Origin of the sequence: Enterococcus sp. AZ140 (genome assembly GCF_051714405.1) — a bacterium.
Lineage (GTDB): Bacteria > Bacillota > Bacilli > Lactobacillales > Enterococcaceae > Enterococcus_B > Enterococcus_B pernyi.
In genome coordinates this window covers 521487-547208 of sequence record NZ_JBIORU010000001.1, presented here as the reverse complement: position 1 = coordinate 547208, position 25722 = coordinate 521487, and the positions used below count along the sequence as shown (strand labels likewise).

Annotated in this window: 26 protein-coding genes; 1 reads left to right on the top strand and 25 read right to left on the bottom strand. The window is 41.2% G+C overall.

Annotated elements, in window-relative coordinates:
• Positions 1-10: 10 nt before the first annotated feature.
• The 14 genes from IGJ39_RS02605 to pfkB all read right to left on the bottom strand — a co-directional run bounded on the left by IGJ39_RS02605 (position 11) and on the right by pfkB (position 12911).
• The gene (locus IGJ39_RS02605; RefSeq protein ID WP_195339078.1) at positions 11-979 is read right to left on the bottom strand and encodes a dimethylarginine dimethylaminohydrolase family protein; all 969 of its coding nucleotides are present in this window, start codon (positions 977-979) and stop codon (positions 11-13) included.
• Between the two features lie 32 nt (positions 980-1011).
• The gene (locus tag IGJ39_RS02600; RefSeq protein ID WP_019723651.1) at positions 1012-1296 is read right to left on the bottom strand and encodes a hypothetical protein; all 285 of its coding nucleotides are present in this window, start codon (positions 1294-1296) and stop codon (positions 1012-1014) included.
• 281 nt (positions 1297-1577) lie between these two features.
• On the bottom strand, positions 1578-3008 hold the full coding sequence (locus tag IGJ39_RS02595) for a glycoside hydrolase family 1 protein (RefSeq protein WP_195339079.1): 1431 nt from the start codon (positions 3006-3008) through the stop codon (positions 1578-1580).
• Between the two features lie 175 nt (positions 3009-3183).
• A complete protein-coding gene (locus IGJ39_RS02590) occupies positions 3184-3585 on the bottom strand; it encodes a PTS sugar transporter subunit IIA (protein WP_195339080.1) in 402 nt (133 codons plus the stop codon).
• A gap of 13 nt (positions 3586-3598) precedes the next feature.
• Entirely contained in the window at positions 3599-4408 is an 810-nt protein-coding gene (locus IGJ39_RS02585; RefSeq protein WP_010736307.1) for a PTS system mannose/fructose/sorbose family transporter subunit IID, read from the bottom strand.
• Positions 4395-5285: a PTS mannose/fructose/sorbose/N-acetylgalactosamine transporter subunit IIC gene (locus IGJ39_RS02580; protein WP_195339081.1), complete on the bottom strand. Its 891-nt coding sequence runs from the start codon at positions 5283-5285 to the stop codon at positions 4395-4397. The genes IGJ39_RS02585 and IGJ39_RS02580 overlap by 14 nt, the downstream gene beginning before the upstream one ends.
• Before the next feature lie 13 nt (positions 5286-5298).
• Positions 5299-5778, bottom strand: a complete 480-nt coding sequence (locus tag IGJ39_RS02575; RefSeq protein WP_019724290.1) for a PTS system mannose/fructose/N-acetylgalactosamine-transporter subunit IIB — start codon at positions 5776-5778, stop codon at positions 5299-5301.
• A gap of 57 nt (positions 5779-5835) precedes the next feature.
• A complete protein-coding gene (gene lacD / locus IGJ39_RS02570) occupies positions 5836-6813 on the bottom strand; it encodes a tagatose-bisphosphate aldolase (RefSeq protein ID WP_438765007.1) in 978 nt (325 codons plus the stop codon).
• 20 nt (positions 6814-6833) lie between these two features.
• Positions 6834-8012, bottom strand: coding sequence for an SIS domain-containing protein (locus tag IGJ39_RS02565; RefSeq protein WP_066025205.1), 1179 nt, complete (start codon positions 8010-8012; stop codon positions 6834-6836).
• A gap of 1 nt (position 8013) precedes the next feature.
• The gene (locus IGJ39_RS02560) at positions 8014-8757 is read right to left on the bottom strand and encodes a GntR family transcriptional regulator (protein ID WP_023519107.1); all 744 of its coding nucleotides are present in this window, start codon (positions 8755-8757) and stop codon (positions 8014-8016) included.
• A 375-nt stretch (positions 8758-9132) separates the two neighbouring features.
• Positions 9133-10116: a tagatose-bisphosphate aldolase gene (gene lacD, locus IGJ39_RS02555; RefSeq protein WP_438764154.1), complete on the bottom strand. Its 984-nt coding sequence runs from the start codon at positions 10114-10116 to the stop codon at positions 9133-9135.
• Positions 10113-10568 carry a fructose PTS transporter subunit IIA gene (locus tag IGJ39_RS02550; protein ID WP_019723852.1) on the bottom strand — a complete coding sequence of 152 codons (456 nt, stop codon included), beginning with the start codon at positions 10566-10568 and terminating at the stop codon, positions 10113-10115. Before IGJ39_RS02550 ends, lacD (IGJ39_RS02555) begins: the two co-directional genes overlap by 4 nt.
• 19 nt (positions 10569-10587) lie before the next feature.
• Positions 10588-11979: a PTS fructose transporter subunit IIC gene (locus IGJ39_RS02545; protein ID WP_019723853.1), complete on the bottom strand. Its 1392-nt coding sequence runs from the start codon at positions 11977-11979 to the stop codon at positions 10588-10590.
• On the bottom strand, positions 11979-12911 hold the full coding sequence (pfkB, locus tag IGJ39_RS02540; protein ID WP_019723854.1) for a 1-phosphofructokinase: 933 nt from the start codon (positions 12909-12911) through the stop codon (positions 11979-11981). Before pfkB ends, IGJ39_RS02545 begins: the two co-directional genes overlap by 1 nt.
• A 155-nt stretch (positions 12912-13066) precedes the next feature.
• Here pfkB and IGJ39_RS02535 point away from each other — a divergent pair, with 155 nt between their 5' ends.
• Entirely contained in the window at positions 13067-13819 is a 753-nt protein-coding gene (locus IGJ39_RS02535; protein ID WP_104775557.1) for a MurR/RpiR family transcriptional regulator, read from the top strand.
• Between the two features lie 129 nt (positions 13820-13948).
• Here IGJ39_RS02535 and IGJ39_RS02530 read toward each other — a convergent pair whose 3' ends face one another.
• The 11 genes from IGJ39_RS02530 to lysA all read right to left on the bottom strand — a co-directional run bounded on the left by IGJ39_RS02530 (position 13949) and on the right by lysA (position 25634).
• Complete coding sequence (locus IGJ39_RS02530; RefSeq protein ID WP_019723856.1) at positions 13949-14215, bottom strand: hypothetical protein; 267 nt, start codon at positions 14213-14215, stop codon at positions 13949-13951.
• 954 nt (positions 14216-15169) lie between these two features.
• Complete coding sequence (locus tag IGJ39_RS02525; protein ID WP_104775556.1) at positions 15170-16549, bottom strand: FAD-dependent oxidoreductase; 1380 nt, start codon at positions 16547-16549, stop codon at positions 15170-15172.
• A gap of 120 nt (positions 16550-16669) precedes the next feature.
• Positions 16670-17842 carry a pyridoxal phosphate-dependent aminotransferase gene (locus IGJ39_RS02520; protein ID WP_195339082.1) on the bottom strand — a complete coding sequence of 391 codons (1173 nt, stop codon included), beginning with the start codon at positions 17840-17842 and terminating at the stop codon, positions 16670-16672.
• Positions 17843-17877: 35 nt separating this feature from the next.
• The gene (locus IGJ39_RS02515) at positions 17878-18972 is read right to left on the bottom strand and encodes an amidohydrolase (protein ID WP_195339083.1); all 1095 of its coding nucleotides are present in this window, start codon (positions 18970-18972) and stop codon (positions 17878-17880) included.
• A complete protein-coding gene (locus tag IGJ39_RS02510; protein WP_195339084.1) occupies positions 18932-20281 on the bottom strand; it encodes an aspartate kinase in 1350 nt (449 codons plus the stop codon). Before IGJ39_RS02510 ends, IGJ39_RS02515 begins: the two co-directional genes overlap by 41 nt.
• The gene (locus IGJ39_RS02505) at positions 20278-21273 is read right to left on the bottom strand and encodes an aspartate-semialdehyde dehydrogenase (protein ID WP_023519099.1); all 996 of its coding nucleotides are present in this window, start codon (positions 21271-21273) and stop codon (positions 20278-20280) included. Before IGJ39_RS02505 ends, IGJ39_RS02510 begins: the two co-directional genes overlap by 4 nt.
• A gap of 20 nt (positions 21274-21293) precedes the next feature.
• Positions 21294-21989, bottom strand: a complete 696-nt coding sequence (gene dapD / locus IGJ39_RS02500; protein ID WP_019723553.1) for a 2,3,4,5-tetrahydropyridine-2,6-dicarboxylate N-acetyltransferase — start codon at positions 21987-21989, stop codon at positions 21294-21296.
• Between the two features lies 1 nt (position 21990).
• Positions 21991-22710, bottom strand: a complete 720-nt coding sequence (gene dapB / locus IGJ39_RS02495) for a 4-hydroxy-tetrahydrodipicolinate reductase (RefSeq protein WP_019723554.1) — start codon at positions 22708-22710, stop codon at positions 21991-21993.
• A complete protein-coding gene (dapA, locus tag IGJ39_RS02490) occupies positions 22707-23588 on the bottom strand; it encodes a 4-hydroxy-tetrahydrodipicolinate synthase (protein WP_019723555.1) in 882 nt (293 codons plus the stop codon). The genes dapB and dapA overlap by 4 nt, the downstream gene beginning before the upstream one ends.
• The gene (dapF, locus tag IGJ39_RS02485) at positions 23585-24391 is read right to left on the bottom strand and encodes a diaminopimelate epimerase (RefSeq protein WP_019723556.1); all 807 of its coding nucleotides are present in this window, start codon (positions 24389-24391) and stop codon (positions 23585-23587) included. Before dapF ends, dapA begins: the two co-directional genes overlap by 4 nt.
• On the bottom strand, positions 24378-25634 hold the full coding sequence (gene lysA, locus IGJ39_RS02480; protein ID WP_019723557.1) for a diaminopimelate decarboxylase: 1257 nt from the start codon (positions 25632-25634) through the stop codon (positions 24378-24380). Before lysA ends, dapF begins: the two co-directional genes overlap by 14 nt.
• Positions 25635-25722: the final 88 nt, after the last annotated feature.

Below are 25722 nucleotides of genomic sequence, written 5' to 3'. Positions count from 1 at the left end.
TCGTTTCCACTTAGTTCCTCAGAAGCGGTTGCGTACTGCATCTGAAAGAACCACCAAAGATCCTTGTCAATTTATAGTCAATATACTCGACTGTGATTCCTCGTTTCTCTAATTCTTCACCAATAAAAGTAAATTCTGGATCTGTGATATACGTTGTCTCGTTGATCGGTAGTCCGTTCGTCGCCAATCGAGAGGCTTGTGCTAAAGACACCTCTACCCGATCCCAATGGCTTAACTGTTCTGGGATACCATTTAGGAACGCTTCTTCACACACGATCATCAATCCATTTTTGACAAGGCTTAATGCGCAGTCTAAATGCAAGATCGTCGGATGAAGTGGCACTTCGATCACTTTGTAGCCAAATCGTTTGACTAGATTTCTTAACCATTCAATACCACGAGTATTGGATGCTAACCCTGAGTTACCTGCAAAAATCGTTTTTCCTAATACTAAAACATCGCCACCTTCTAAGAAAGGCCCTTGTTCTGAATCGATGCCTTGCGAAATATCCGGTTTAGGAATAGAAAAATACAAGCAGTCATTCTCATTTGATTCATTCATGAGTAGCTCACGAATTGGTAGGATCTCATTTCTACGATGTGGAAGTTTCAATGAACCTTCAATCAATAGCTCCCCGATCGTAAAAAAGGGATCTCGGGTGAAAAAGTTACTGTAGCCATACTCTAGTCCTAGTTCTTTTTCAAAAGAAGTCAACTTTCTTGGTAAAAGGACTTCTACCTCATGTTTTTCTAGTACTTTTTGTAAATTCTTCCGTTCGACTTCCCAAGCTTTTTGTTGTTCTGGGAAAGCTTCACTAAAGTCTTTGCCTATCACTTCAGGCCCACTAAATAATTCATGGTTTTCTTCTGTCAAGAAATCGACACCGGTTAATTCTTTCGTAGGAAAGCCAAATTCAGACTGTGCTAAAACGACTCGTTTTAGCGGTGCAAACTCGCTTTTCACAAAAATATGATCCATCGTTTCTGCTCCTCCTCGATTTGTTCGAAGCTTTACAGGAAATAACATGCGAAACCAACCAAAAATATTAAAACAATCAAAGCAATCATTGGTTCGACCCATGTTTTTTTCGAAGAAAGAAAGACATTTTTCTTATTTTTTACAAATCCCCAACCAAACTCTCTAGGGAGTTGTACTTCTAATATCATCCCACCTGATAAAGGAAAGAGTGCCACTTTATATCTGGATTTTGCAAACAAAAACAATGACATAAAATAAAGACCGAACTGGATGATTTTGATCAATCGAATGATTTGGATATTTTTGATTTTTCTCACTATTTCTCTCCTTCTATCCTAGCGGTTATCATCTAACAATAACACCCTTTCTCTTTTTCTTAGGATATTTTTTAATTATTTGGTTAAAAGAGCGTCCTATTCTGTTACCTCTGCTCCCCAACCTCCACTATCTGCCAGAAGCAACTTTTTTTACTATAACATGAGTTGACTTCGTCTAGATCAAACCGATCATAATCGTTGGTTTTGGACTCATAACCTACAAAATCTCTCACTAAATAGCCCACATCCAGTCGATTGGAGGTGGGCTATTTTCTACCGAATTATTTCATTTCTACGCTTTCACCATTTGTCGCAATCACTTTTTGATACCAGTAAAATGATTTTTTAGGCGAGCGGGTCAGCGTTCCGTTGCCCTCGTCATCTCGATCGACATAGATAAAGCCGTATCGTTTACTCATTTCACCAGTTCCTGCACTGATCAAATCAATACAGCCCCAAGAAGTATAACCAATCAAGTCCACGCCATCATCGATTGCTTTCCCCATTTCTTGGATATGTTGAGCGAGATAATCGATCCGGTAGTCATCGTGGATCGAGCCATCTGGTTCAATTTTATCGACAGCCCCGAGTCCATTTTCTACGACCATCACTGGGATTTCATAGCGAGAATAGATTTGATTCAAGGTATATCGCAGCCCGACCGCATCAACTTGCCAGCCCCATTCGCTTGTTTCAAGATACTCATTAGCCACCCCGCCAAATAAATTGCCGCCACTTTTATCTGACCGAGTATTTAAATCATCTGCAATACACGTACTCATGTAATAACTGAACGTATAATAATCGACAACGCCTTCCTTCAAGAGTGCCAAATCCTCTTCTGTGATGTCCACTTCGATTTTTTCTTTTTCAAAGTAGCGTTTCATGTAATAAGGATAGGCTCCTTTGACTTGGACATCGCCACAGAAATAATTTAACCGGTCATTCATTTGTTGCGTCTTCAATACATCTAATGGATGACAGGTTTTAGGATACATCGTGATATACGCCAACATACAGCCGATCTGAAAATCAGGATTGATTTTATGTCCAGCAATCACCGCTCGAGCAGAAGCAAGGAAGACATTGTGTAAGGCTTGATATTTTTCTGTTTCCGTATAAGTTCGATTAAATAATCCATTGATTTGTTTGCCATGTTCTAAGACACCAAAATTGATTTCATTGAAGGTCAACCAGTATTTCACTTTGCTTTTGTAGCGTTCAAAAAGTGTCGTTGCGTAACGTTCGTAATACTCGATCGTTCGTTTGTCTAAAAATCCGTCATACGTTTTTCCCAAATGAAACGGTAACTCAAAATGTGAGATCGTCACGATCGGTTCGATCCCATATTTATGTAGCTCATCAAACACTGCATCATAAAATTTCAACCCTTCTTCATTTGGCTGCTCTTCGTCACCATTAGGAAAAATCCGTGTCCACGCAATCGATAAACGATAGGCTTTAAAGCCCATTTCCGCAAATAATGCGATATCTTCTTTGTAGCGATGATAAAAATCAATCGCTGTATGGCTCGGATAGTAATACTTGGTTTCATCGATCACCAAATCAAAGGTACGTCGTTTCCCCATCTCACGATTGCCTGCACGATTGTGATCGCTGATCGAATCTCCTTTACCATTGACAGCCCATGCTCCTTCACATTGATTTGCCGCTGTTGCGCCACCCCATAAAAAATTCTTCGGAAAACTCATCAGTCATTGCCCCTTTTCAGTTTGATATGATAGCCTTACTGTTATTTTATTATTGAGTATAAAAAAAGACCTAATCAACCACCTAAAAAGGCCGTTGATCAGGTCTAGCTTAACTGAATAATCACTATCCTATCTAAAAAGATACTATTTTTTGTAAACGTTGTCAAACATTGATTTATTCGTCATCTTCAGCCAATGCAACAATCACTTGGTTCACATTCAAAATATTCTCTGCACCAGAGCGAACATATTCCGGCTCCGATCCAACCATTTGACTATTGATAAACTCGATGACCATTGGCATATTCATGCCCGCATATAATTCGATCGCTTCGCCTTCCATGATCAATTGGACAATACTATTGGCTGGCGTCCCGCCCATCAAATCACAAAAGACAACATAGTCTTCCAACGAAGAAACCACCGCAAGAAATTTTTCTTTGAAATCCTCTGCTCCTTCTTCCGGCAATAAAGGCACTGTATGAATATGAGCTTGCGGCCCCATGATCATTTCGGTACTTGCCTTTAGTCCTTCACAAAGTTGTCCGTGACTGACAAGAACTAACTGTTTGCTCATTTTCAACACCCTCCTATTTTGAGATCACACCTAAAGCGGATAAAACGACACAGATGATCAAGACGATAAAAATTGCTCTTGTGGAGGTCATATTCTTTTTACCTAATAACCAATACACCCCACCAACGATGGCTGCTGGTAATAATTTAGGTAGGATCATGTCAATATTATTTTGCATGTTCATCGTCACATCACCAATGCTCGGCGCCCAGGAAACTTTCACATTCACCATTGTAGCAACTAATGCACCGACCATAAACACCCCTAACAAGGTTGCGGCATCTGTGAGGGCTGTTAATCGTGATTGCATCGTGGTCACTAAAGAAATCCCTTCTTTGTAAGCAAATTGCAATTGTTTCCATCGAAAGACCATGACTGCGATTTGTGCGACGATCCAAATAAAAATACCCGCGGGGTTCCCATTGATCGCCATATTGGCGGCTAGTGCCCCAAAAATGGTCGGGATCAATGCGGCGAAAATGGAATCGCCAATTGCGGCGAAAGGTCCCATCAATCCAGCTTTCATCCCAGAGACGGTTTCTTTTGCAGCAATGCCCTCTTTTTCTTCGATCGCTAAATCGATTCCTGTAATGATCGTATTGAAAAAGTTTGAAGTATTGAAAAACTGTGTATGTGTCTTCATGATTTCTTTTAATTCGGGTGTATCATCTCCATAGATTTTTCGCAGTTGCGGCAAAATCGTGTAAAGATACCCTGAACCTTGCATCCGTTCATAATTCCAGCCTAATTGGAAGGTCAATAGACTTCGGCGATTGATTTGTGTAAAATCTTCTTTCGTTAACTTGTAATTAGATTTCGTCATCTTCGATTTCTCCTTCCTCAGAGGTTGAATGTGGAGTTGCTACTTGCTGATTCTCTGTTCGTTGATTATTTTTATAACTGATCGCTGCCAACGAGAAGCCAATCATTGCCACTGCCAACATCGGTAATGAGTTGAAGGCTGCTGGCAAATCTTTGACAACACTTGCGACACTCGTTCCAAGTAACTGGACATTTGAGAACAATGTAGCTAACAAGGCAGTGATCGTAAAACCTAAAATCAGATAAGGAAAATGTTTCTTGACTGGTAAATAACGTAGTAAAATAGCAAAACCGACTGCTGGTAAAACGGCTCCTGCGACAGATAAGCCATCCCCTAACCATTTCAAATCGCCGTTTAGCACAGCAACGACGTTTTCAACGAGTCCGCCACCAAATGCTAAGGCTAAAAAGACGGGGATCAAACGTGACAAGGACCAAGGAAGAGCACCTAATAAATAATTGCGTTCAATTGCTTTATAATTCATTGTTTCGACATGTTGGTCGATACGATGAGCGAAGTACGTATTCGCAAATCGAGCTAAAATATCCAATTGGATCATTAAACTAGCGACAGGAACTGCAATAGCCGCAATTGCCTGTTCTGGATTCATCCCTAATGAGATAGAAAAAGCAGTTGCTAGTATCGTTCCGGAGTTTGCATCGATCCTTGAAGCACCGCCAAATGTCCCCACACCTAGAACGGTCAATTGCATACTACCACCGATGATCAATCCAGCTTGTAAATCCCCCATGACTAATCCGGTGAACAAACCGGCAAAAACGGGGGCACTCATTGAGGAATAAATTTGTAGTTCATCTAAAATCTGATAACCTGCATATAAAGATAATAATAAGATTTGCCACCATTGAATGGACATCTACTTAACCCCCTTATTTATTCAAAAGACTCATAAAATCTTCTGACTTATCACTTGGTACCATTTGTGCGGTCAAATGGACCCCACGCGCATGTAACTGTTTGAAATCCTCAATATCCTTTTCCACCACATTGATCGATTTGGTGATTGATCTGGTTTCATTTGTCTGAGACATATTCCCTACATTGACTTCCTTGATCGGCACGCCTCGTTCAACAAGTTTCAATAATCGATCAGGTTTTTTTGCGACGATCAGTAAGCGTTGGGAGTCATATTTCCCAGCGAGAATATTCTCTGCGGCTTTTTCAATCGGTAAGACACTTAACTTTACTCCTGCTGGTGTGGCTAATTTCAAGCCACTTTTTTCTACTGTATTCATTGCGACCTCATCATCTACAACTAATATCCGAGTAATCGACAACTTCGTTACCCAAAGATTCGCGACTTGTCCATGGATCAAACGTCCATCGATTCTTACACCAATAATTGCCATTGTTCATTCTCCTTTACAAATAAATTGTTCATTCTCAAACTAAAGGTAACGCTTACATTATTCGCCTGTTTTTTGATACCAAGGTGTCGCTGTCTGATTGATTACTTGATTCAAGTTCTCAATATTCTGTCTACCTTGTGTCCGTAACCATTTGACGGCTCCTTCTTTCCCAGCATCTACATAAGCTTTGACGCCATCTTTCCAAGTCGCTCTTCCGCACAAGACACCATTGAAAGTGGAACCTGACTCATGAGCAAAGACTAACGTTTGTTGGAATAGTTCAGAAGATACACCAGCACTCAAGAAAATAAATGGTAAATGCGTCGCCTCGCTTTGCGCCTTGAAAAAGTCAGCTGCTTCTTTTCGACTATAGACGATTTCCTTGTCACCAAAACCTTCGACAAAGTTCATATTGACTGGTACTTCGACTTTCAAAACATCTACTTGGTAACGAGGCTTTGAAAATTCTCTCATCATTTCAACCACTTTATGCGGTTTGACCTTTGCATACTCAGATGAAGCGCTATCATTTATTCCTGCATCATAAGAAAACAGTTCTAAATAAAACGGTCGATCCTCTCCTGCACATTCACTTCCTAGACGTTCAATAAAGACGTGTTTCAAATGATTGATTTTTGGATCTTCATCAACGTCATAATAAAGTAAAAATTTCACTGCATCTGCTTGTTCTTCTTTTAATCTCAAGGAAGACCAGTCTCCTAATAGATCCGGTAACCGTCCAGGAGTCGATACGTCATATCCCGTTTTTTCATACGCCAAGAGCAAACCAGCGGATTGATCACGTACTTTGGCAGCGGGTAAACCATATTCAGGATCTAATAAAATAGCTGAAGCATAGGGCGTCAACTCACTAGAAACCAACGCTTTGAACTCAATCAATTGTTCATCTGTGGGTGTTTCTCCTAAAGCCGACAGCATTTTCTTCAATGCTCCCCGCTGATCGATTGCTAATGCACTGATGATGCCGTCTTTTGTTGCTAATTGTTCCATCGCTTTTTTCTTATTTGGTGTCATCATTTTTATTGACCTCCTTGTTATTCATGTTGGTACTCATGGATCGTCACACCTTTGACTACTCGATTCACCGTTCCTGTCGGTGAAGGTGTGTCAGGCGTATTACCAACTTTGATCGACATCTGAAGAGCAATGATTTGTGCGGTCAAAATCATCACTACGGATAGATAGGCATCAGGTAATTCTAGCGCGACTGGTTCTAGGAAAAAGTTTGCTCCAGAAAAGTCTCTTTGCGTCGATTGAGCAATGGCTAACACCTTTGCAGCAATCGCATTGCCATTGATTTCTTCCAAAATATCTAAATCATAGTTGCGTGTGTACGCTTGGTTCGTCACAAACCCGATCACTAAAGTTTGCTCATTGACAAAGGATTTTGGTCCATGACGAAAGCCCATCGAAGAATCAAAGATCGTCGCGATTTTTCCAGCAGTCAACTCTAAGATTTTCAACTGTGCTTCCCTTGTGGCACCAGCCAAGCTACCTGAGCCAAGATATGCGACCCGATTGAATGGTACTGCTAACACTTGGATCAGTTCTTGCTCTCTTTTCAGAACATCTTTGCCGATATGACTCAAGGAAGTGACATACTTTTGTTTTGTTTCTTGGCTCGCTTGATCAAACAGCCAAAGGGCACTCAATAACATACAAGTAAAACTACCTGTCATGGCAAAACCAGCATCATTTGCTTTTTTTGGCATCAACAACAAGAAATGTTGCGATTGTTCACGTGCGACTTGTGCTAATTGTCCTTCTTCTGCACACGTAATCGCTAAATGGAACAACGTATCCACGACTTGATCGGCGATTTTGACCGCTGCCAGACTTTCCGGACTATTGCCACTTCTAGCAAACGAAATCAATAACGTGGGTTGATCAGGAAACAAATACTCTCTTGGAGCAGCAACAATATCGGTCGTACCAAAACTATGAAAAGCAAATCGTTTGGTGTCTCCATGCTCATTCAAATAAGGAACAAGCGTATCGCCTACATATTGAGAAGAGCCTGCACCGGTAAAGATGACTTGGATTTGTTGCTTGTTTGCCTGTTTTTCAAGTGCATCAAAGAAAAGGGCTAATTCATTTTTCTTCTCTTCTAAGATTTCCACAACCTCTTCCCACAGATCTGGTTGTTGTTTGATTTCTTCTGTAGTGATCCTTGCACCTATTTTTTCTAATTCATCCTTCGACAGTTCAAACATATTATTTTCCTCCTAGATTACTCCGAACATGACGGATCTTATAATGGAATTGGTCTGCTCTTGCGACACTATCTGTGTATTCGATGATCTCGTTTTTGCTATTGAAGGTCGTCCGTTTCAAATGTAAAATTGGTGCCCCATCGCATATATGCAGTAATTCGGCATCATTTGCGTAAACAATGCTGGCATAGAATTCTTCTTCTGCCACTTGGACATGTTGATCAAAATCTTCCAGAAAAACATCATACAAAGGCTTGCTTTCCAAAATCGGCAAATCAAGGCCAAGAAACAGTTTTGCTGGTAAATAAGACCGTTCAACCATCAAAGGGACATCATCCGCTAAACGTAGTCGCTTGATTTTGAAGATTGCTTCTCCTAGATTGAGATTCAATCGTTCAGCCAACTGCTTTGTCGCTGCTTGTTTTTCAAAAGCTAAAATAATCGTTTTCGGTGTACGCCCCAATGCCAACATTTCTTCTGTGAAGCTGTAAGCACCTGCTAAACTCGCTGCTTGATGCGATAAGTCACTGACAAACGTTCCTTTTCCATGTTTTTTATAAATATAGCCAAGTGTTTCTAATTCCTGCAATGCCAATCGAACCGTCGTCCGACTCACACCATAGTACAGACATAACTCCCTCTCAGACAGCAATTTATCGTGAGGGATCATTTCTGCCTCAATTCGTTTCTTTAGTACATCAACTAGTTGATAATATAACGGTTTCCCTTTACGAGAATTTTCCATTTCTTTACCCCTTCCAACTGGTTATAACCACAAGACAATCGTAAAGTAATAATAACTACCTGTCAACATAAAAATTACTTAAAAACCGCTATATAACAACGTTTTCATTAACTATATATAAAAACATTTTAAATACCTCGAAAATACCACTTAAAATAAAAAAACAGCATAAACCTCATAAAAAGCAGCATAAGGCTTAGCCTTAAAAAGCTTGTTTATCCTAGAAAATTTATAAAATAATGAACAAATCCAACGGTTCTTTTTCTTGCATTCCGCTAAATTCCAATGAAAAATAACAAAAAAAAGAAACACTTCATTACCCACGTCTAGGCGCTCAAAGTGTTTCTCTTTTGCTATTTCAAGATGACTAACCAACTAGCGACTAATCTTATTTTGCCAAGAAGAAGCTGTCTTCCTCAATACTCCATTTAATTCCTCAATTTTGTTTCTCCCTTGTTCAGCTAGCCATTTTATTGCCGCCTGTCTTCCTTGATCCACAAAAGGTGCCACACCATCTGCCCATGTAGCTCGCCCACATAAAACGCCATTGAACGAAGAGCCAGCGCTTTTGGCAAAATGCAACGTTTCTTGGAATCCTTCGGCACTGACACCTGCACTCAGAAAAATAAACGGTAAGTCAGTGGCTTGGCTTTGCTCGATAAACAAAGCGGATGCTTCTTGCTTGGAATAAATGATTTCTTTTCCAAAACCTTCAACATAAGTCATATTGACAGGTACTTCTACCTTCAAGACATCTACGTTGAACCTCGGCTCTGAGAAAATCTTCATCATTTCAATGACTTTTTTCGGTTTGATCATGGCATATTCTTTGGAGGTCGTATCTGGGATCGTTGCATCATAAGATAGCAATTCTAAAAAGAAAGGAAGATCTTCCGCCAGACATTCTGAACCGATTCTTTCTACATATGCCTGTTTCCGTTCATTGATTTCTTCGCTTTCGTCTACATCATAGTAAAGCAAGAATTTGCAGCCATCTGCTCCAGCTTCCTTTAGTCTTTTGGCTGACCAAAAAGCTAAGGTATCTGGCAAACGTCCAGGCATCGTTGTATCATATCCTGTTTTCTCATAAGCCAACAATAGTCCAGCTGTCTTGGCGCGTTTTTCGGCAGCGGGCAACCCATATTCTGGATCTAAAAGAATCGAAGAAGCAAAAGGTGTCAATTCTTCGGACACGAGTTCTTTGAAATGGATCAAATCATCCACTTTGACCTCCTCTTGATGTCTCGCCATCATTTTTTTCAATGCGCCTCTTTGGTCAATCGCTAAAGCCCCGATGATCCCGTCTGGATTACTCATGTTTACTAATGCTTGGTATTTCCCCTCTGATACTTTCCTCATTTTTTCAACATCCCTTCTAACTTAGAATCAATCAAGCCAACAATTTCTTCTTGAGTGGAAGCAGTGATAAATGCTTGTTTAAAGCCTTCATCCATCAACATTCGTGCCATTTGTGAAAGAAGCGCCAAATGACTGGTTCCTGCTTCTGCAGCTGGAATAAACAACGCAATCACATACTTGATCGGTTGACCGTCTAAACTATCCCAGTTGACTGCATTCGTTAATTTCAAAATAATGATCGTTGGTTCTTCTATACTTTCACTTTTCGCATGAGGGATCGCAAAGCCATCCATCATACCAGTCGTTCCTTCTGCTTCGCGTTGTTTCAAGCCGATTTCGACCGCCTGTTCATTGGTCGCTTTTCCTACCTCAACGATTTTTGTTGAAAGAAACGCAAACACCGCGTCACGAGTATTCGCCGCCACATTGGTATAAACAAATAAATTTTCCATCAAATGAATCCTCTCCCTTTCACACACTCAGTGACTTTCTTTTTTGTACCAAGCCTAGTAGTACTCCCCCTACAATAGAACCAGCAAGAATCGCAAGAACCCACAGTAAGCCATGCGTCACTACTGGTAAAACGAGAAATCCGCCATGGGGTGCTGGTACTTGCACGCGAAAGAAATAGGTCAATACAGCGGCGATCGACGAACCAAGCATCATGATTGGCAAAACACGAAGCGGATCTTTTGCCGCAAAAGGAATAGCACCTTCCGTAATATGTGTTGAGCCTAGAATGAAATTCACTAGACCAGCATTCTTTTCGTTTGGCTCGAAGTATTTCCCAAAAAGCAAGACCGCAAAGCCAGTAATCAACGGCGGAGCAATACAGGCTGCAGAAACTCCCGCCATAAAGCTAGTATTTCCTTGTGCTAACAGGGCAGTTCCAGTAACGTAGGCTGCTTTATTGATCGGCCCACCCATATCGAATGCGCACATACAACCGACGATCACCCCTAATACTAAAGGACTTGAGTTTTCAAACCCTGCTAGAAAATCCATCATTCCTTCATTGATACTAGCCATCGGTCCTGAAATGACTGTCATGATCAATCCAGTAATCAACACCCCTAGTACGGGATATAAGAAAATTGCTTTTAAACCATCTAGTGTTTTAGGCAAAGGTTGTAACGCTTTTATTAATCCCAACACCACATATCCTGCCAAGAAACCTGAGATAATCCCACCTAAAAAACCTGTACCACCATCTGAGGCAATCAATCCGCCGACAAACCCAACAACCAATCCAGGACGTTTTGCAATTCCTTCAGCAATAAACGCGGAAAGGACCGGCACCATCATACTCATCGCAAAACCACCGATTCGATTCAAACTCGCAGCAAATTCATTGTATTGCGCATTGGCAGGATCGGCAGAATAAATTCCCCATAAAAAAGAAATGGCGATCAAGACTCCCCCACTGACCACAAAAGGCAACATGTGGGAAACACCATTCATCAAGTTCTTATAGATGCTGTGACCAACACTCTGTTGTGCATGTTGTTTTTCCTTATCTCCTTCTGCCATTTCGATTTTTTCAGAAATCACTCCTTCACCGTTCAAAGCCGCAGCAATCAATTGATCGGCTTCTTTGATCCCTTTCGAAACAGAAACATCAATGATCCTTTTCCCGGCAAATCTTTCAGGCTGAACATCTTTATCCGCCGCAATAATCACTGCTTCCGCTTCAATGATTTCTTGATCTGTCAAACGATTTTCTATCCCTACTTGCCCATGGGTCTCCACCTTGATCGAAATGCCTTTTTTCTTTGCTGCCTGTTCCAGTGCTTCTTGTGCCATATACGTGTGGGCAATACCTGTGGGACAACCAGTTGCAGCAATTAATCGATACTTAGCCATTATTTGAATTCCTCCTTATGAATGGTGATTTCTTTTTTCAACTCTGCGACATCTGTAAAATCAGTCAATCCTTTTTGAAACGCAGTCGAGCTACCCGCAGCTAAACTGTCCTTGAAACAATCCGCACTATTTTCTTCTTTGATCAATCCTGCCAGAAAAGTGGCTAGGAGTGTATCCCCGGCACAAGCGGTATTAACGACTTTTCCTTGCGGGGCGTTTCCTGTCAAACAATAATTTTCGTTCACATAGATCCCACCCGCTCCACCTAATGACAGCAATACATTTTGTGCACCTGCGGCTAATAGTTTCTTGCAATAGTTTACATATTCCGTTTCTGCTATTTCTTCATCAAACCATTCTGCCAATTCCTGCTCATTCGGTTTCAGTAAAAATGGTTGATACTTTAGACATCGTTTAACGATTTTAGCACTCGTATCTAAGATCAAGCGCACTTGATTCTCATGACAGATTTTACTGATCATTACTAAGATTTCTTCTGGTACCCCTCTTGGCAGACTCCCAGAAACACAAAGATAATCTCCAGCTGACAAATGACTGATTGTCTCAAGCAATTCTTCCATCGCTAACTGGTCGATTTCTGGTCCACGATTGACCAACTTGTATTCACTTGATTCCTCATTCACTTGTGTAAATACGTTGATGCGAGTCATTCCGGGTATAGAAACAAAATGAGCGTCGATCCCTTCCTTCGTCAAGCATTCCTCAATATAAGCCCCAGTAAATCCTCCGCTAAAGCCCAACGCAGTATTTGGTATCCCGAGTTTTTTTAAAATCAATGAAACATTGACACCTTTCCCATTTGCTTGGATATCATCATCGATTGAGCGGTTCACAACATTCGGTTTGAGTCGTTCCACTTCAATAAACAGATCAATCGCCAGATTCATCGTACATGTATATACGTTAGCCACCTGTATCCCTCCTCACGTTATCTACAGTATGACCTGTTTTTGGATGTACATGTTTTCTAAATAAGCGGAATTTTAGGTAAATGTTTACAAAATAAAACTCATCCGAGTAAGGGTTTACATCAGTGGTAGAATAAAAAGAAAAGGGGGAGGACTAAATGGAACCTAAATTAAGCGAGGCAGAATATTTTTTATGGGAATACATGATGAATCACATCCAAGAAATCCCAAATCTCTCGATTATCAAACTAAGCGAACGAGCCAACGTATCCACTACGACTATTGTTCGTACCATGAAGAAAAAAGGGTACGAAGGTTATACTTCTTTTAAGCACCATTTAAAGGAAAAAAAGAATACCACCATCAATTTTGCTACGGTCGATAAAGTAGATGAAGAAATAAAAACCTCCATTCTAAAAAACGAACAGGAAGTCGTGCGTACCATCAATCTATTGGATACAGGGGTAATCGAAGATGCGATTCAAAAAATCTGGAGTTCACAAAGAATCATTATCTTTGCCAGAGGATTTTCAGAAATGATTGGAGAAGAAATACAAACAAAATTCCAACTACTCGATAAGTATTGTGTCCTTCATACCGATCCAAATATCATCAAAACCGTTAGTCGCAAATTGCACAAAAAAGATGTCGTTCTTTTTATTTCCTTAAACGGTGAAACAGAAGAACTCGTAGCAGCAGCGGAGAATTGCTACCGCGAGGAAATCAGTTCGATCCTGATCACCGCATCACGGGAAAGTCGCTTGAACCGATTAGCAGAATTATCTTTGATCGGCTTCAAATCCGAAATCTCTTTTTTCCCTGAATATGAAGTCCGCTCTCGCCTGCCACTTTCTGTGATTGCGCGGATCTTGCTGGATTCGTATGCGATACGGGTGAAGAAGGGGGATTGAGGAACAAGTATAAGAAGCATCAATCACCGAAAATGTGAAGTTTTTTCGGTGATTGGTGCTTCTTTACGAAAGAGTTCATTCAATTTTATTTACGTTTGATTCATGACGTTCATCTACATTCATGTCTTGTCATAATGCCAAAACAAAACAAATAATCGAAACTACAACTGTCAAAACAAATTCAACCTTCACTTCCGTTCCATATGTTTGATTCGGTAGATAGATGGCTTTTCGTTCCGATTGATAAGGAATTTTAGGGCGGTTGGGTTGAGCAGACTCAATAAGTATTGATAATAAAATCAGTGTGAAGTAAATAGTATTTTGCTGGGCCGCAAAATAAATACTTGAAGCTAATAAAATTAAACTAGTCCCTTTGAGTATTCTAGCGTAGGTCATTGTTATCTCTCCATTCTATTCTTCTTTTATTTGTAGATTTTCTGTCCTGTTTTCTAACTATTTTCTATTATTTTTATACCTCCATGAGGTTGTGACAGAAGTGTCTAGCTCCGAGAAATAAGCCGAGAAAAACGAAAATTGTTCTTCAAATTTTTGGATTTCTCGGCTTATTTCTGAAGGAGTTACTTCTGGAACACCGTTTATTAAGTTTAAGGTTAGAAACAAAAATGAATTTTATTTTTGTTCCCAATCACTAGATAGGAGGTGAGAACAATTATTTGACTCACTCGGTTCACCTTCTCTAAAATTCTCATACGATCGATACTTTTATGTATTCATTTTTATTACTAACTAAATAGATGTGGTTCAAATTATTCCTGTTACTAAAAATGATACAATTCTAATTCCAAAATGGAGCAAATCATAAGAACTAAAATCGTGGGAATCAGCGCAAACACCACTTCCGTTCTAGATGTTTGATTCGGTAGATAGATTGAATTTTTTCCCGATTTGTAAGGATTTTTAGGTTGCTCGGATTGGGTATATTCAATAAATAGGGATAGCATAATCAGTATGGTATAGATCGTATTTTTCATTGCTGCAAAATAGATGCTTAGCGCCAATAAAACCAGTTGGATTATTTTGAATATTCGAACGTAGGTCAGCTTTCATCTCTCCATTCTATGTATAAATAGTAACCGATCCCTCTCTACAAATATATATACGTAAAGCACTAAAATATTACTTTAACAAATTAAAATAACTTCTACCTTAATCATATCAAAAAATACCAAAAAAATTTATTGCATTCCTAAAAAGCTGTTTTAAAAGCATAATCGTCAATATTTCCCTTCAGCCTAAACAACTCTTACAAATAAATAAAAAAACGGAACAACAGGCTGAATGTTTCCATCCACCTGTTATTCCGTATTTACTATTACATAAATGTAGTTTTTACTCCACAAATGGCTCTTCACCTAGTGCTTGTTGTGCGGCTAAGTTTAGTAAGCTCCATTGACGGTCGTGTCCTGGTTGGAAGAAGAAATCTGCTTCTGCCAAGTCTTCGATCGTTAATTTTTGTTGGATTGCTAATGCTAAGACATTGCCTTGTGCAGTGATGTCCTTCGTTGATAAAACAGCGCCACCTAACAATTGATGCGTAAATGGATCATAGGCTAATTGTACAGCTGCTTTTCCGTTCCCAAATTCTTCTGGTACGAATTTTGGACGGATCGTATCTTCATAGAAGGCTGTTTTGATTGCTACGCCTGCGCGATCAGCTGTGAAGCTGTTCAAGCCGCTTGCAGCAAAATGATAGTCAAACACACGTAACGCAGATGAGCCGACTAAGCCACCAAATGGTTTGCTTGGTGTTTGTTCGAATAAGTGTTGAACGACATAGCGTGCTTCTCGACGTGCAACTGTTGCCAATGCGATCGGCACTTTTTTGCCTGCTGGGATCGAGTAAGCAAGTGTTGCATCTCCTACTGCATAAACATCAGGTAAGTTTGTTTGTAGGTATTCATCTGTGATGATCCAGCCACGTTCATCTAAGTCAACGATGCCTTTCAACCATTCGGTATTCGGTTTGACACCGGCAGCTTGGATGATCAAATCTGTTTCGATCGTGCCACTGTCTGTTTCGATGGCTGCGACTTTACCGTCACCTGTGAAGGCTTTGATATTCACGCCAGTTTTGATGTTCATGCCTTTTTCTTTTAAGTGCGCTTCTAAGATATCTGTCATTTCCTTATCTAAGTAAGTACCTAAAGGACGATCGATCATATCTAATAACGTTACTTCTTTCCCTGCATTCAAGAAAACTTCTGCTGCTTCGATCCCGATGTAACCTGAACCGATCACAGCTACTTTTTTCACTGCTGGGTCTGTCATGCGTTCTTTGATTTTCGTTGCCCAATTGTAGCCACGCATCAAATATACATTTTCTAAGTCTGTTCCTGGAACAGGTAGTGAGTTTGGTTTTACACCTGAACTCAAGATCAATTTATCGTAAGCATACTCTTCCGTATGTCCATCTTCTTTACGTGTAACTGTCACTGTTTTTTTATCTGCATTGATTGTCTTAACTTCGTGGTTATTTAAAATCCCCACATTTGGTTGTGGAAAGTTTTCCGGTCTGAAATTACGGACATCATTCACACTAGTGACTTGATCCTCTAAATATAACTCCATGCCGCATGACATAAATGAAACATAGTCGCCTGCTTCAAACAAAGTGATATCTACATTTTCTCCGTATCTAGATAGTAATTCTAAAATGGATTGATGCCCTCCATGTGATGCACCGACAATAATTACTTTCGTTTTTTCCATTGACAAAACCCTCCTCATAACAATTGTTTAGAATCATTCTAAACAATTTCACGATATCATTCTAAGAATGATAATGCAAATGAAAAGGCTTGCCTAAAAATTTTATTCGTTATTTTAATATTATTGTTTTAATTGTGCTAAAAATGTGCCGATACGTTTACACGCTTCTTGTAGGTCATCCATCCCACTTGCATAAGAGATTCGGATAAAGCCTTCGCCTTCCGGTCCAAAAGCTGAGCCAGGGATACAGGCAACCTTACCTTGTTCTGCGAGTGCTAAACAAAAGTCCCACGAATTCATCTGGATGGTTTCTGGTAAGCGACAGAACAAATAAAACGCACCATCAGGTTGAGAGATTTGAAAGCCTAATTCCGTAAGTTGCGGCAATAGATAATCTCGGCGTTCGACGTAGCGGGCCTTCATTTTTTCCCCTTCGTCCATACTCGTTGTCAAGGCTTCGACCGCAGCTTTTTGAGAAATCGTTGTGGCAGAAGTAACTAAATATTGGTGGACCTTGATCAATTCATCGATCACTGGTTTTTGAGCAAAGAGAAACCCAATGCGCCAACCAGTCATGGCATGGGATTTAGAGAGTCCATTCACGACGATCGTTTGTTCAGGCAAGTACGTAGCCATCGAGACATGATTTCCCACGTAGTTCAACTCCGCGTAAACTTCGTCACTGATGACAAAGACTGGGTGTTGATTCAAGACTTCTGCAAGTTTGCTCATTTGCTCCGCAGATAACAATGTTCCGGTTGGATTACTTGGGTAATTCAAAATCACTGCTTTGATTTCGTCTCCGTATTTGGCAAACGCCTCTTCTAGTTGTTCTGGCTGACAAATAAAGCCAGTGTCTGATGTATCGATCGTGATCAACTCGGCACCTGCTAGATCAACGATTGGTTGATAGCCGGGATATGCAGGTGCTGGGATCAATACTTTATCTCCTTCTTCTAAGACCGCTAATAAAGCTGTCGCGATAGCTTCTGTGGCTCCGATCGTTGTCAGTACTTCCGTTTGCGGATCATAAGAAAGACCGTAACGTTCTTTTTGGAAGAAACAAGCTGCTTCACATAATTCTGGTAAACCTCTCATCCCGGTATAATGAGAATAGTTTTCTTTGATGGCTGTGATCCCTGCTTCTTTGACTGCTTCAGGTGTTGAAAAGTCTGGCTCACCTAATGTCAATTTGATGATGCCTGGAATGCTTGAGATTTGCTGATCGAACATACGGATCTGCGAGACTTCAATTTTAGCCAGCCTTGGATTAAAACGATGGTGTAGATTCATAGACTTCTCCCCTTTTGGTTACTATCCTTATTTTTTCAGAAAAGTTCCTTGGTGTAAAGGATTGTTTGGTACCATTCCAAGCCTTTTTCTAAAACAGCCATGTCAAAATCAAATGTTGCATCATGAAGGGCAGGCGTATCACCTACACCTAAGAAGAAAAAGACACAAGGATAGTGTTCTGTATAGACGCCGAAATCTTCCGCTTGTAAGACAGGCTCAGCCAACTCATGTAATAACTCTGAGTGGGCAAGTGCTGCATACAACTGTTCATCGTTACGAACAGCAGGATATCCATCGTTATAGCGAAAGGAGATCTTTGCTTGGGAAGTTTGTTGGAATTCTTCTGCTAGTCGTGCTAGTTGCATCTTTAAGTCCGTTTGGGTCTTACGACTGTATGAACGAATGCTGCCTGAGATCACGACTTCATTCGCTAAGACATTACGGATCGTCCCACCTGTGATCTGACCAAATTTCAAGAGATGTTCAAGGTTTTCTGGCAGAGATTCATCAAAGTCATAGACTTGTTTCATAAAACGCACAGCTGCTTCTAAACTATCGATGCCTTGACTACTTGAGGCGATATGCGCAGATCTGCCTTGGACGATGATATCTGTTTCACTACTTTGCGCCATCAACGCACCTGGTCGTGAAAATACTTTTCCTTCTGGCAAGCCTGGCCATAAATGAAAACCAAAGATTGCCTGTACCTTGTAATGTTCCAACCACCCAGAACGGATCACACTTTCTGCCCCGCCAGCGATTTCTTCTGAGGGTTGAAAAATCAAGACGATATTGTGCTGCATCTCTTGACGGTGCGTGGCAATATAATCGGTCAATCCTAAGAGCATTGCCATATGACCATCATGTCCGCAGGCGTGCATGAATCCTGGGTGTGTAGACGCAAAAGGTAACCCTGTGGCTTCAGTGATGGGCAACGCGTCGATATCTGTCCGAAAAGCAATCGTTGTGTCTTGTTGCTGATCAAAATAAACCAATAAGCCTGTCTCATCGATTTCATGGATCACGCCACCACAGTTTTTGATTTGTTCGTAAAGGTATTCTTTCGTTTTAAATTCATGAAAGCCAAGTTCAGGAATTTGATGTAACGCCATTCGGTGTGTTGCCAACATGTCGCCTCACCATCCCTTCATAGATTCCTTTTACCACGGTTTCATATTGTGTATTGGGTACACCGATGATTAAATTCAACTCTTGCGCACCTTGCGATAAAATCGAGGTCCTGATTTCTAACTCATTCAAAATCGATAATACTTTTCCAGAAAGTCCAATTGGTTCCTTATGTGGGCCGCCTACAACAGAAATCAAAGCCAAGTCTTCGATGATCTCGATTTCCTCTACGCCTAATTCCTCACGTAATTCTTTCGTGATCAAAAACAATTTATCCATGATCAATTCCGCCGAAACGACGACACCGATATTATCGATGCCAGAGGGGATATGCTCGATCGAGATGCCATGTTTTGCAAAAATACTCATGGCTTTCCAAATAAAACCGATCTCGTCTGACATATGTCGTTTGAACAAGGTGATCGAAAGAAAGTCTTTTTTTCCTGCTATCCCCGTCAACCCATTTTCTTTTTCGACTTCATGATTTGAGATTTTTGTTCCATGATCATTCGGTCGATTCGTATTTTTGATTTGGATCGGGATATCAGCTTCTTGTACAGGAAAGACCGCGGATTCGTGCAAGACATTGGCACCCATATAAGCCATTTCTCGTAATTCACGGAAAGAGATCTCTTCAATGACTTTCGGTGAGTCAATGATTCTTGGGTCTGCCATCATGATGCCTGAAACATCCGTCCAATTTTCATAAAGATCTGCCTGTAAGGCACTTGCTAAAACGGAGCCGGTAATATCACTGCCCCCACGACCAAGTAATTTTTCTTTTCCTGCTGGGTTGGCACCATAAAATCCTGGGACGATCAACTTTTGGTGTTTCTGGTACATCTCGCGTACTGCTTGCTCTGTACGCGGAAAGTCAATGCCCCCTTCATAATCAAAGTAGATCAGCTCACTTGCGTCTGCAAAGGTATACCCTAAATATTCCGCCATCAATTGCGCAGTCAGATACTCCCCACGACTGACTAAATAATCGATCGTCACTTTTTCCTGTTTTAGATGTGTTTCGATCGCGGTTAATTCTTTTTCAATCGGAAAGTCGAGTGACAGAAGATCCCTTACTTGAATAAAACGTTGTGTGATCCGTTCCCATAGTGGCGTCCAATCAACCTTATGTTGAAGATACGCATGGATCAAATAGAGTAAATCGGTCACTTTATCGTCTTCATCGGTTCTTTTTCCTAAAGCGGAAACGACAACGACTTCTCGATTAGGATCAGCTAACACGATCTCACGGACTTTACGGAACTGTTCTTCATGAGACATCGAGCTTCCACCAAATTTTGCGACTTTCATGAAAGGACCTCCTCTTGTAGAAGCGCCAAAGCAATTTGCACCGCGTTAGCCGCAGCGCCTTTGCGAATATTGTCAGCTACGGTATAAAAGAGTAAGCCATTTTCAACAGAGAGGTCGCGACGAATACGCCCCACGTATACTTGATCTGTGCCTCTTGCTAATGTACTTGTGGGATATTGGTGTTCTGCTAAGTTATCGACAACCAAAATCCCTGGAAACTGACTGAAACAAGCACGGATTTGTTCCAATGAAAATTCCTTTTCTAACTCAACAGCAATCGAGACACCATGGCCATTTTCGATGGGAACACGCACACAAGTCGCAGATACAGGCAAATCTGGTTGATGCAAGATTTTTTTCGTTTCATTGATCATTTTTTGTTCTTCTTTGGTATACCCATTTTCCATTGGGCGATCGATTTCTGGAATGACCGTTTGACTGATGTCATGGGGATAAAAAGTTGCTGGTTCACCATTTTTTGTCGCCTGTAGATCAGCGATTCCCTGTTGCCCTGAACCTGAAACAGCTTGATACGTCGTGTAATTGACACGTGTCACACCAAAGGTATTCTGTAGTGCTTTCAGTGGTAACACGGACTGGATCGTCGAACAATTTGGGTTGGCAATCAATGGATCTAACGTATGATCCTCTAGATTTACTTCAGGGACGATCAACGGGATCGTAGGATCTTCTCGCCACGCTGAAGAATTATCGATGACTACTAAGCCGGCTTGACGTGCAATTGGGCCAAATGTTTGAGACACGGATGCTCCAGCTGAAAAAAGCGCCAAATCATACCCAGAAAAAGAAGTCTCAGTCAGTTCTTCGACAACATACTCTTTTCCCTTAAACACAGACAGACTCCCCGCAGAGCGTTTGGATGCTAAAAGCTTGAGTTTTCCTACTGGAAAATCGTACTCCTCTAATACTCTTAACATAGTTTGACCGACTAATCCCGTCGCTCCGACAATACAGGTATCTATTTCGCGCATGTTTTTCATCCTTTCTTTGTCTACAATTCTCTTAGTGCTGCAATCAATGCGGTATTTTCTTTGGTTTGATCATCTTTTATTTTTAATACACGTGCCGGTGTACCACCAACGACCGTCTCAGGGGCAACGTCTTCTAAAACGACTGCACCTGCTGCGACGACTGCATTCTTTCCAACACGAACGCCTTCGACGATCACTGCATTCGCACCAACTAATACACCATCTTCGATCACTACTGGTTGAGCGGAAGCTGGCTCGATGACTCCAGCTAACACAGCTCCAGCACCGATATGACAATTCTTACCGACAGTCGCACGTCCGCCTAGGATTGCTCCCATATCGATCATGCTATGATCCCCGATCTCAGCACCGATGTTGATCACAGCGCCCATCATGATCACTGCTTGATCGCCGATGGTCACTTGATCACGAATGACAGCGCCTGGTTCGATGCGAGCGTTGATGTCTTTGACATCCAGTAAAGGAACTGCACTGTTTCTAGCAGTTTGTTCTAGTTCGATCGCTAAGATTTTTTCCGCTTCTTTTTCTAGTACCGGCGCGATGTCTTTGTAATCTCCAAAAACGATTGGACTATGCACTTCACCAAATACTTTCGCATTCGGAAACTCGACAGGTTCTGATACATTTAAATAAACTTTGACTGGGGTCTTTTTTTCTGCTGTTTGAATAAAACGAATGATTTCTTGTGCATTCAACTTAGGCTCCTCCTCTAGGTTCAAATAAATCTTCTAATTGATATGAACCGGCTGACTGCTCGGCCAACCAGATACTTGCTTGAACTGCCCCTTCTGCAAAAATTCGATTTGAAAAGGCTTCGTGCTTCACTGAAAGAACTTCATCTTTGGTTGCAAAAAGGACTTCATGTTCTCCTGGAAAAGAGCCTGCACGTAGGCTATGGACACCGATTTGTTGGTCTTCTCGTGATTTGTCCGCCCATTGATAGACAGGCGTCAGCTCTCGAACAGATTGTAGTGTTTCTACTAAGCGCTTGGCTGTGCCAGAAGGTGCGTCTTTTTTTTGGCTGTGGTGTTTTTCGATTAATTCGATCTGCCAGCTGGCTAAGTCTTTAGCTGCTTGTTTGATCAAGCGATTCATCACCATGATCCCTAATGAAAAATTAGCACTGTAGAGTACAGGGATCGTTTGAGCTGCTTGGGCGATTTCAGCAAATTGCTCTTCGGTATAGCCTGTTGTGCCAATCACCAGTGGGACTTGGTGAGCTTTGCTGTATCGCAAGATTTTATCCAAACCAGCTGGATGAGAAAAATCGATCATGACTGCTGGTGTCTGATCAAACGATAATTCCTCCGTTGCTTGTAAGGATTCGGTCAAACTCAATGGCTGATGTTGATATTCTTCGGTAACTTCTGCAATTCGCTTACCCATTTTTCCACTTCCGATGATCCCTATATTCATGTGCTTGCCCCTCCGTTTTCTGTTAACAGTGCGATAAGTTGTTGCTTTTTCTCCTCGCCTAATTCAATCAGTGGTAGTCTTAATGGTCCAGCAGGTAAGCCTAAATGATTCATTGCTGCTTTCACTGGAATTGGATTGGTTTCACTGAATAAGGCATTGATCAACGCTAAATGAGTCAATTGTTTTTCTTTTGCTGAAGGACTGTTTCCGTTTAAGTAATCATGAACTACTTCATGGACTACTTTTGGCTGGATATTTGCCCAAACACTGATCACACCGATACCACCAATACTTAGAATAGGTAAAATCAAATCATCATTGCCACTGTATAGTGCAAATGATTCATCAATCAGTTGCGCCACTTCCATTGTATAGGACATATCACCAGAGGCTTCCTTGATGCCGATGATTCGTGGATGCTTCGCTAGTTCTGTTAATACAGGTAACGAAATCGTCATCCCTGTTCGTGACGGTACGTTATATAAGATGATTGGTAGCGAGGAAGCGTCTGCGATCGCTTTAAAATGAGCCAGTAACCCTACATCACTCGTTTTATTATAGTAAGGGGTGATCACTAATAATTGGTCTGCCCCAAGTTCAGCAAAGCGTTGGACTTTCTTGACCGTTTTCGCCGTTGCATTTGATCCTGCACCAGCAATCACTGGGATACGTCCATTGACTTTTTCAACGGTGAATCGTACGATCTCTTCCTCTTCCTCCTCAGATAGTGTGGGTGATTCCCCAGTTGTTCCAAGGACCAGTAAGCCGTCTGTTTGTTCTTTCAGATGAAACGCAATCAGCTGCTCCAAGCCTAGATAATCCACTGCACCTGTTTCCGTCATTGGTGTCACTAACGCGACAATCGAACCTTTGATCATGCCTCTACCTCCAAATTTTTATGCCATTCATATGTGGCTGGTCCCGCCATCGTGATCGTTTTATCGCCAGAAATCAGTAAATCGCCTTGCTCTAAATGAATCGTCGCTTGTAAGCCGGAAAGGTAGCCTTGATCTCTTGCGACGACATACGCTGCACAACAACCTGTACCACAAGCTAGTGTCCAACCGACCCCACGTTCATACGTGCGGACGATCAATTCTTCTTCATTGACAGATTGGACAAAATTGACGTTTGTTTTTTCTTTGAATAAGGGATGATGGCAGAGTTTTTCTCCAGTCTCTTTGGTTAATTCAGCCAACGCATCTTCAACAAAAACAACTGTATGGATCGTCCCCATGAATAAACTAGTCAGCTCTACCTTTCGCTCATCAATCGTCAGCGTTTGTTTGATGATAGGTGTTGATTGCGCTACGCCTACTTTCTCTGGTCGGTAGTCCGGCGAACCCATGTCGACTGTGCAATAAAAAGGCTTTCGTGAATGGATTGTCACATGGATCATCCCAGCAAGCGTTTTGACCGCAAATTGTGGCGCTTCAAGTAATTGTTGATCGCTGACATAATTGGCAAAACAACGGATACCATTGCCACACATCGGCGCACGGCTACCGTCTTTATTGTAGTAGATCATTTCTAAAGGTTCGGTTTTAACAGCAATCAATCCATCCGTATCGTAAGCCGTGGGTGCACATAAGCTTTGAGCCAAATGACTATAGTCGATCGTTTCATCGTAATCTAAGAGAATAAAATCATTGCCACAACCATTATATTTATAAATCTGCATAGACTTCTCCTCTCAATAGATCCGCATAAGTTTGCCGACGCACGACTTCTCTCGACACGCCATCTTTGACAAAAACAACTGCTGGTCGCAGTGCACGATTGTAATTGCTACTCATCGAATATCCGTAGGCGCCTGTGGCATACACTGCCAGAAGATCACCTGGCTCTGCAGGAGGCAACTGTGTTTCTTGGATCACCACGTCTCCTGATTCACACATTTTTCCGGCAACTGTCACTTTTTCTGTTTTTTCAATGTCTAGTTTATTTGCCAAATCACAGGTATATTCAGCTTGATAAAGTGCCGGTCGAATATTATCTGTCATCCCACCATCCACAAAATAATATTTCTTGTGAGGTGTTTCTTTGATATAGCCGACTGTATAAAGTGTTGTTCCGGCTTCACCAACGATACTTCTCCCAGGTTCAATCAATAAGCGATCGATCGTTAAGTTTCTGTCAGCTAGCGTCTGCTCTGTGTGTGTAACCAGATGTTTGACTGATTCTGCAATTGGTAAAGGTGTGTCCGCTTCGGTATAACGGATACCAAAGCCCCCTCCCAGATTTAAAGAAAGCGGTTGTTGAAAATCTTCAAGGTAGGTAACCAGCTGGTCGATCTCAGCCAGCCAAGCAGTCATATCAAAGATTTGTGAGCCGATGTGGGCATGAAAGCCTTCCAATCTAAGAAATTCACTTTGTTGGATACGTGCAATCGCTTGTTGGCAAACATCGCTATCGTAAAGCATGCCGAATTTTGAATCGATATGTGCGGTGACGATGTATTCATGGGTATGTGCTTCGATCCCTACGTTCAATCGCAACATGATCTGTAGCTTTTTCTGATATTCTCGGCTTAACTCTTCCAAGACTTCGACTTCCATCCCATTATCTGCAACAAAATGGCGTATATCATTTTCAATGGCATATCTTAATTCATCAATCGTTTTGTTGTTGCCATGGAAATAAATATCTTCTAAAGGAAATCCAGCTTGTAACGCGGTATAAATCTCCCCACCACTTACGACATCTAGACCTAACCCTTGTTCAGCAATTAGATGGAGTAATTCTACCGTTTGAAAGGCTTTAGACGCATACAAGATCTTTGTTTGAAAAGAATCAGAATCAAAGTTCAGCTTAAACGACTTTATCGTTTCTTCCATCTTTTTTTCATCATACACATATAGGGGTGTTTGATATTCATTTGCTAATTGACTCACTGGAATTTCGCCGATCGTTAATTCTGTCATTCTCTTTTCCCTCTTTTCAAAAAATTATTTTCTCATCAAATTGAAATATCCTTAGATTATAATTTGAATTTTATTTGAATAATATTAA

What these genes read in the sequence shown, in the direction of transcription:
- IGJ39_RS02545 (WP_019723853.1), bottom strand. Translation starts at nt 11,979, where the DNA reads ATGGCTAAGTATCGATTAATTGCTGCAACTGGTTGTCCCACAGGTATT.
- dapF (WP_019723556.1), bottom strand. Translation starts at nt 24,391, where the DNA reads ATGCAGATTTATAAATATAATGGTTGTGGCAATGATTTTATTCTCTTA.
- IGJ39_RS02605 (WP_195339078.1), bottom strand. Translation starts at nt 979, where the DNA reads ATGGATCATATTTTTGTGAAAAGCGAGTTTGCACCGCTAAAACGAGTC.
- IGJ39_RS02550 (WP_019723852.1), bottom strand. Translation starts at nt 10,568, where the DNA reads ATGGAAAATTTATTTGTTTATACCAATGTGGCGGCGAATACTCGTGAC.
- IGJ39_RS02595 (WP_195339079.1), bottom strand. Translation starts at nt 3,008, where the DNA reads ATGAGTTTTCCGAAGAATTTTTTATGGGGTGGCGCAACAGCGGCAAAT.
- dapB (WP_019723554.1), bottom strand. Translation starts at nt 22,710, where the DNA reads ATGAATATAGGGATCATCGGAAGTGGAAAAATGGGTAAGCGAATTGCA.
- IGJ39_RS02580 (WP_195339081.1), bottom strand. Translation starts at nt 5,285, where the DNA reads ATGTCCATTCAATGGTGGCAAATCTTATTATTATCTTTATATGCAGGT.
- IGJ39_RS02535 (WP_104775557.1), top strand. Translation starts at nt 13,067, where the DNA reads ATGGAACCTAAATTAAGCGAGGCAGAATATTTTTTATGGGAATACATG.
- IGJ39_RS02510 (WP_195339084.1), bottom strand. Translation starts at nt 20,281, where the DNA reads ATGAAAGTCGCAAAATTTGGTGGAAGCTCGATGTCTCATGAAGAACAG.
- IGJ39_RS02520 (WP_195339082.1), bottom strand. Translation starts at nt 17,842, where the DNA reads ATGAATCTACACCATCGTTTTAATCCAAGGCTGGCTAAAATTGAAGTC.
- IGJ39_RS02530 (WP_019723856.1), bottom strand. Translation starts at nt 14,215, where the DNA reads ATGACCTACGCTAGAATACTCAAAGGGACTAGTTTAATTTTATTAGCT.
- lacD (WP_438765007.1), bottom strand. Translation starts at nt 6,813, where the DNA reads ATGACACCAAATAAGAAAAAAGCGATGGAACAATTAGCAACAAAAGAC.
- IGJ39_RS02505 (WP_023519099.1), bottom strand. Translation starts at nt 21,273, where the DNA reads ATGCGCGAAATAGATACCTGTATTGTCGGAGCGACGGGATTAGTCGGT.
- lacD (WP_438764154.1), bottom strand. Translation starts at nt 10,116, where the DNA reads ATGAGGAAAGTATCAGAGGGGAAATACCAAGCATTAGTAAACATGAGT.
- IGJ39_RS02590 (WP_195339080.1), bottom strand. Translation starts at nt 3,585, where the DNA reads ATGAGCAAACAGTTAGTTCTTGTCAGTCACGGACAACTTTGTGAAGGA.
- IGJ39_RS02560 (WP_023519107.1), bottom strand. Translation starts at nt 8,757, where the DNA reads ATGGAAAATTCTCGTAAAGGGAAACCGTTATATTATCAACTAGTTGAT.
- IGJ39_RS02575 (WP_019724290.1), bottom strand. Translation starts at nt 5,778, where the DNA reads ATGGCAATTATTGGTGTAAGAATCGATGGACGTTTGATCCATGGACAA.
- IGJ39_RS02515 (WP_195339083.1), bottom strand. Translation starts at nt 18,972, where the DNA reads ATGTTGGCAACACACCGAATGGCGTTACATCAAATTCCTGAACTTGGC.
- lysA (WP_019723557.1), bottom strand. Translation starts at nt 25,634, where the DNA reads ATGACAGAATTAACGATCGGCGAAATTCCAGTGAGTCAATTAGCAAAT.
- IGJ39_RS02565 (WP_066025205.1), bottom strand. Translation starts at nt 8,012, where the DNA reads ATGTTTGAACTGTCGAAGGATGAATTAGAAAAAATAGGTGCAAGGATC.
- IGJ39_RS02525 (WP_104775556.1), bottom strand. Translation starts at nt 16,549, where the DNA reads ATGGAAAAAACGAAAGTAATTATTGTCGGTGCATCACATGGAGGGCAT.
- dapA (WP_019723555.1), bottom strand. Translation starts at nt 23,588, where the DNA reads ATGATCAAAGGTTCGATTGTCGCGTTAGTGACACCAATGACGGAAACA.
- IGJ39_RS02585 (WP_010736307.1), bottom strand. Translation starts at nt 4,408, where the DNA reads ATGACGAAATCTAATTACAAGTTAACGAAAGAAGATTTTACACAAATC.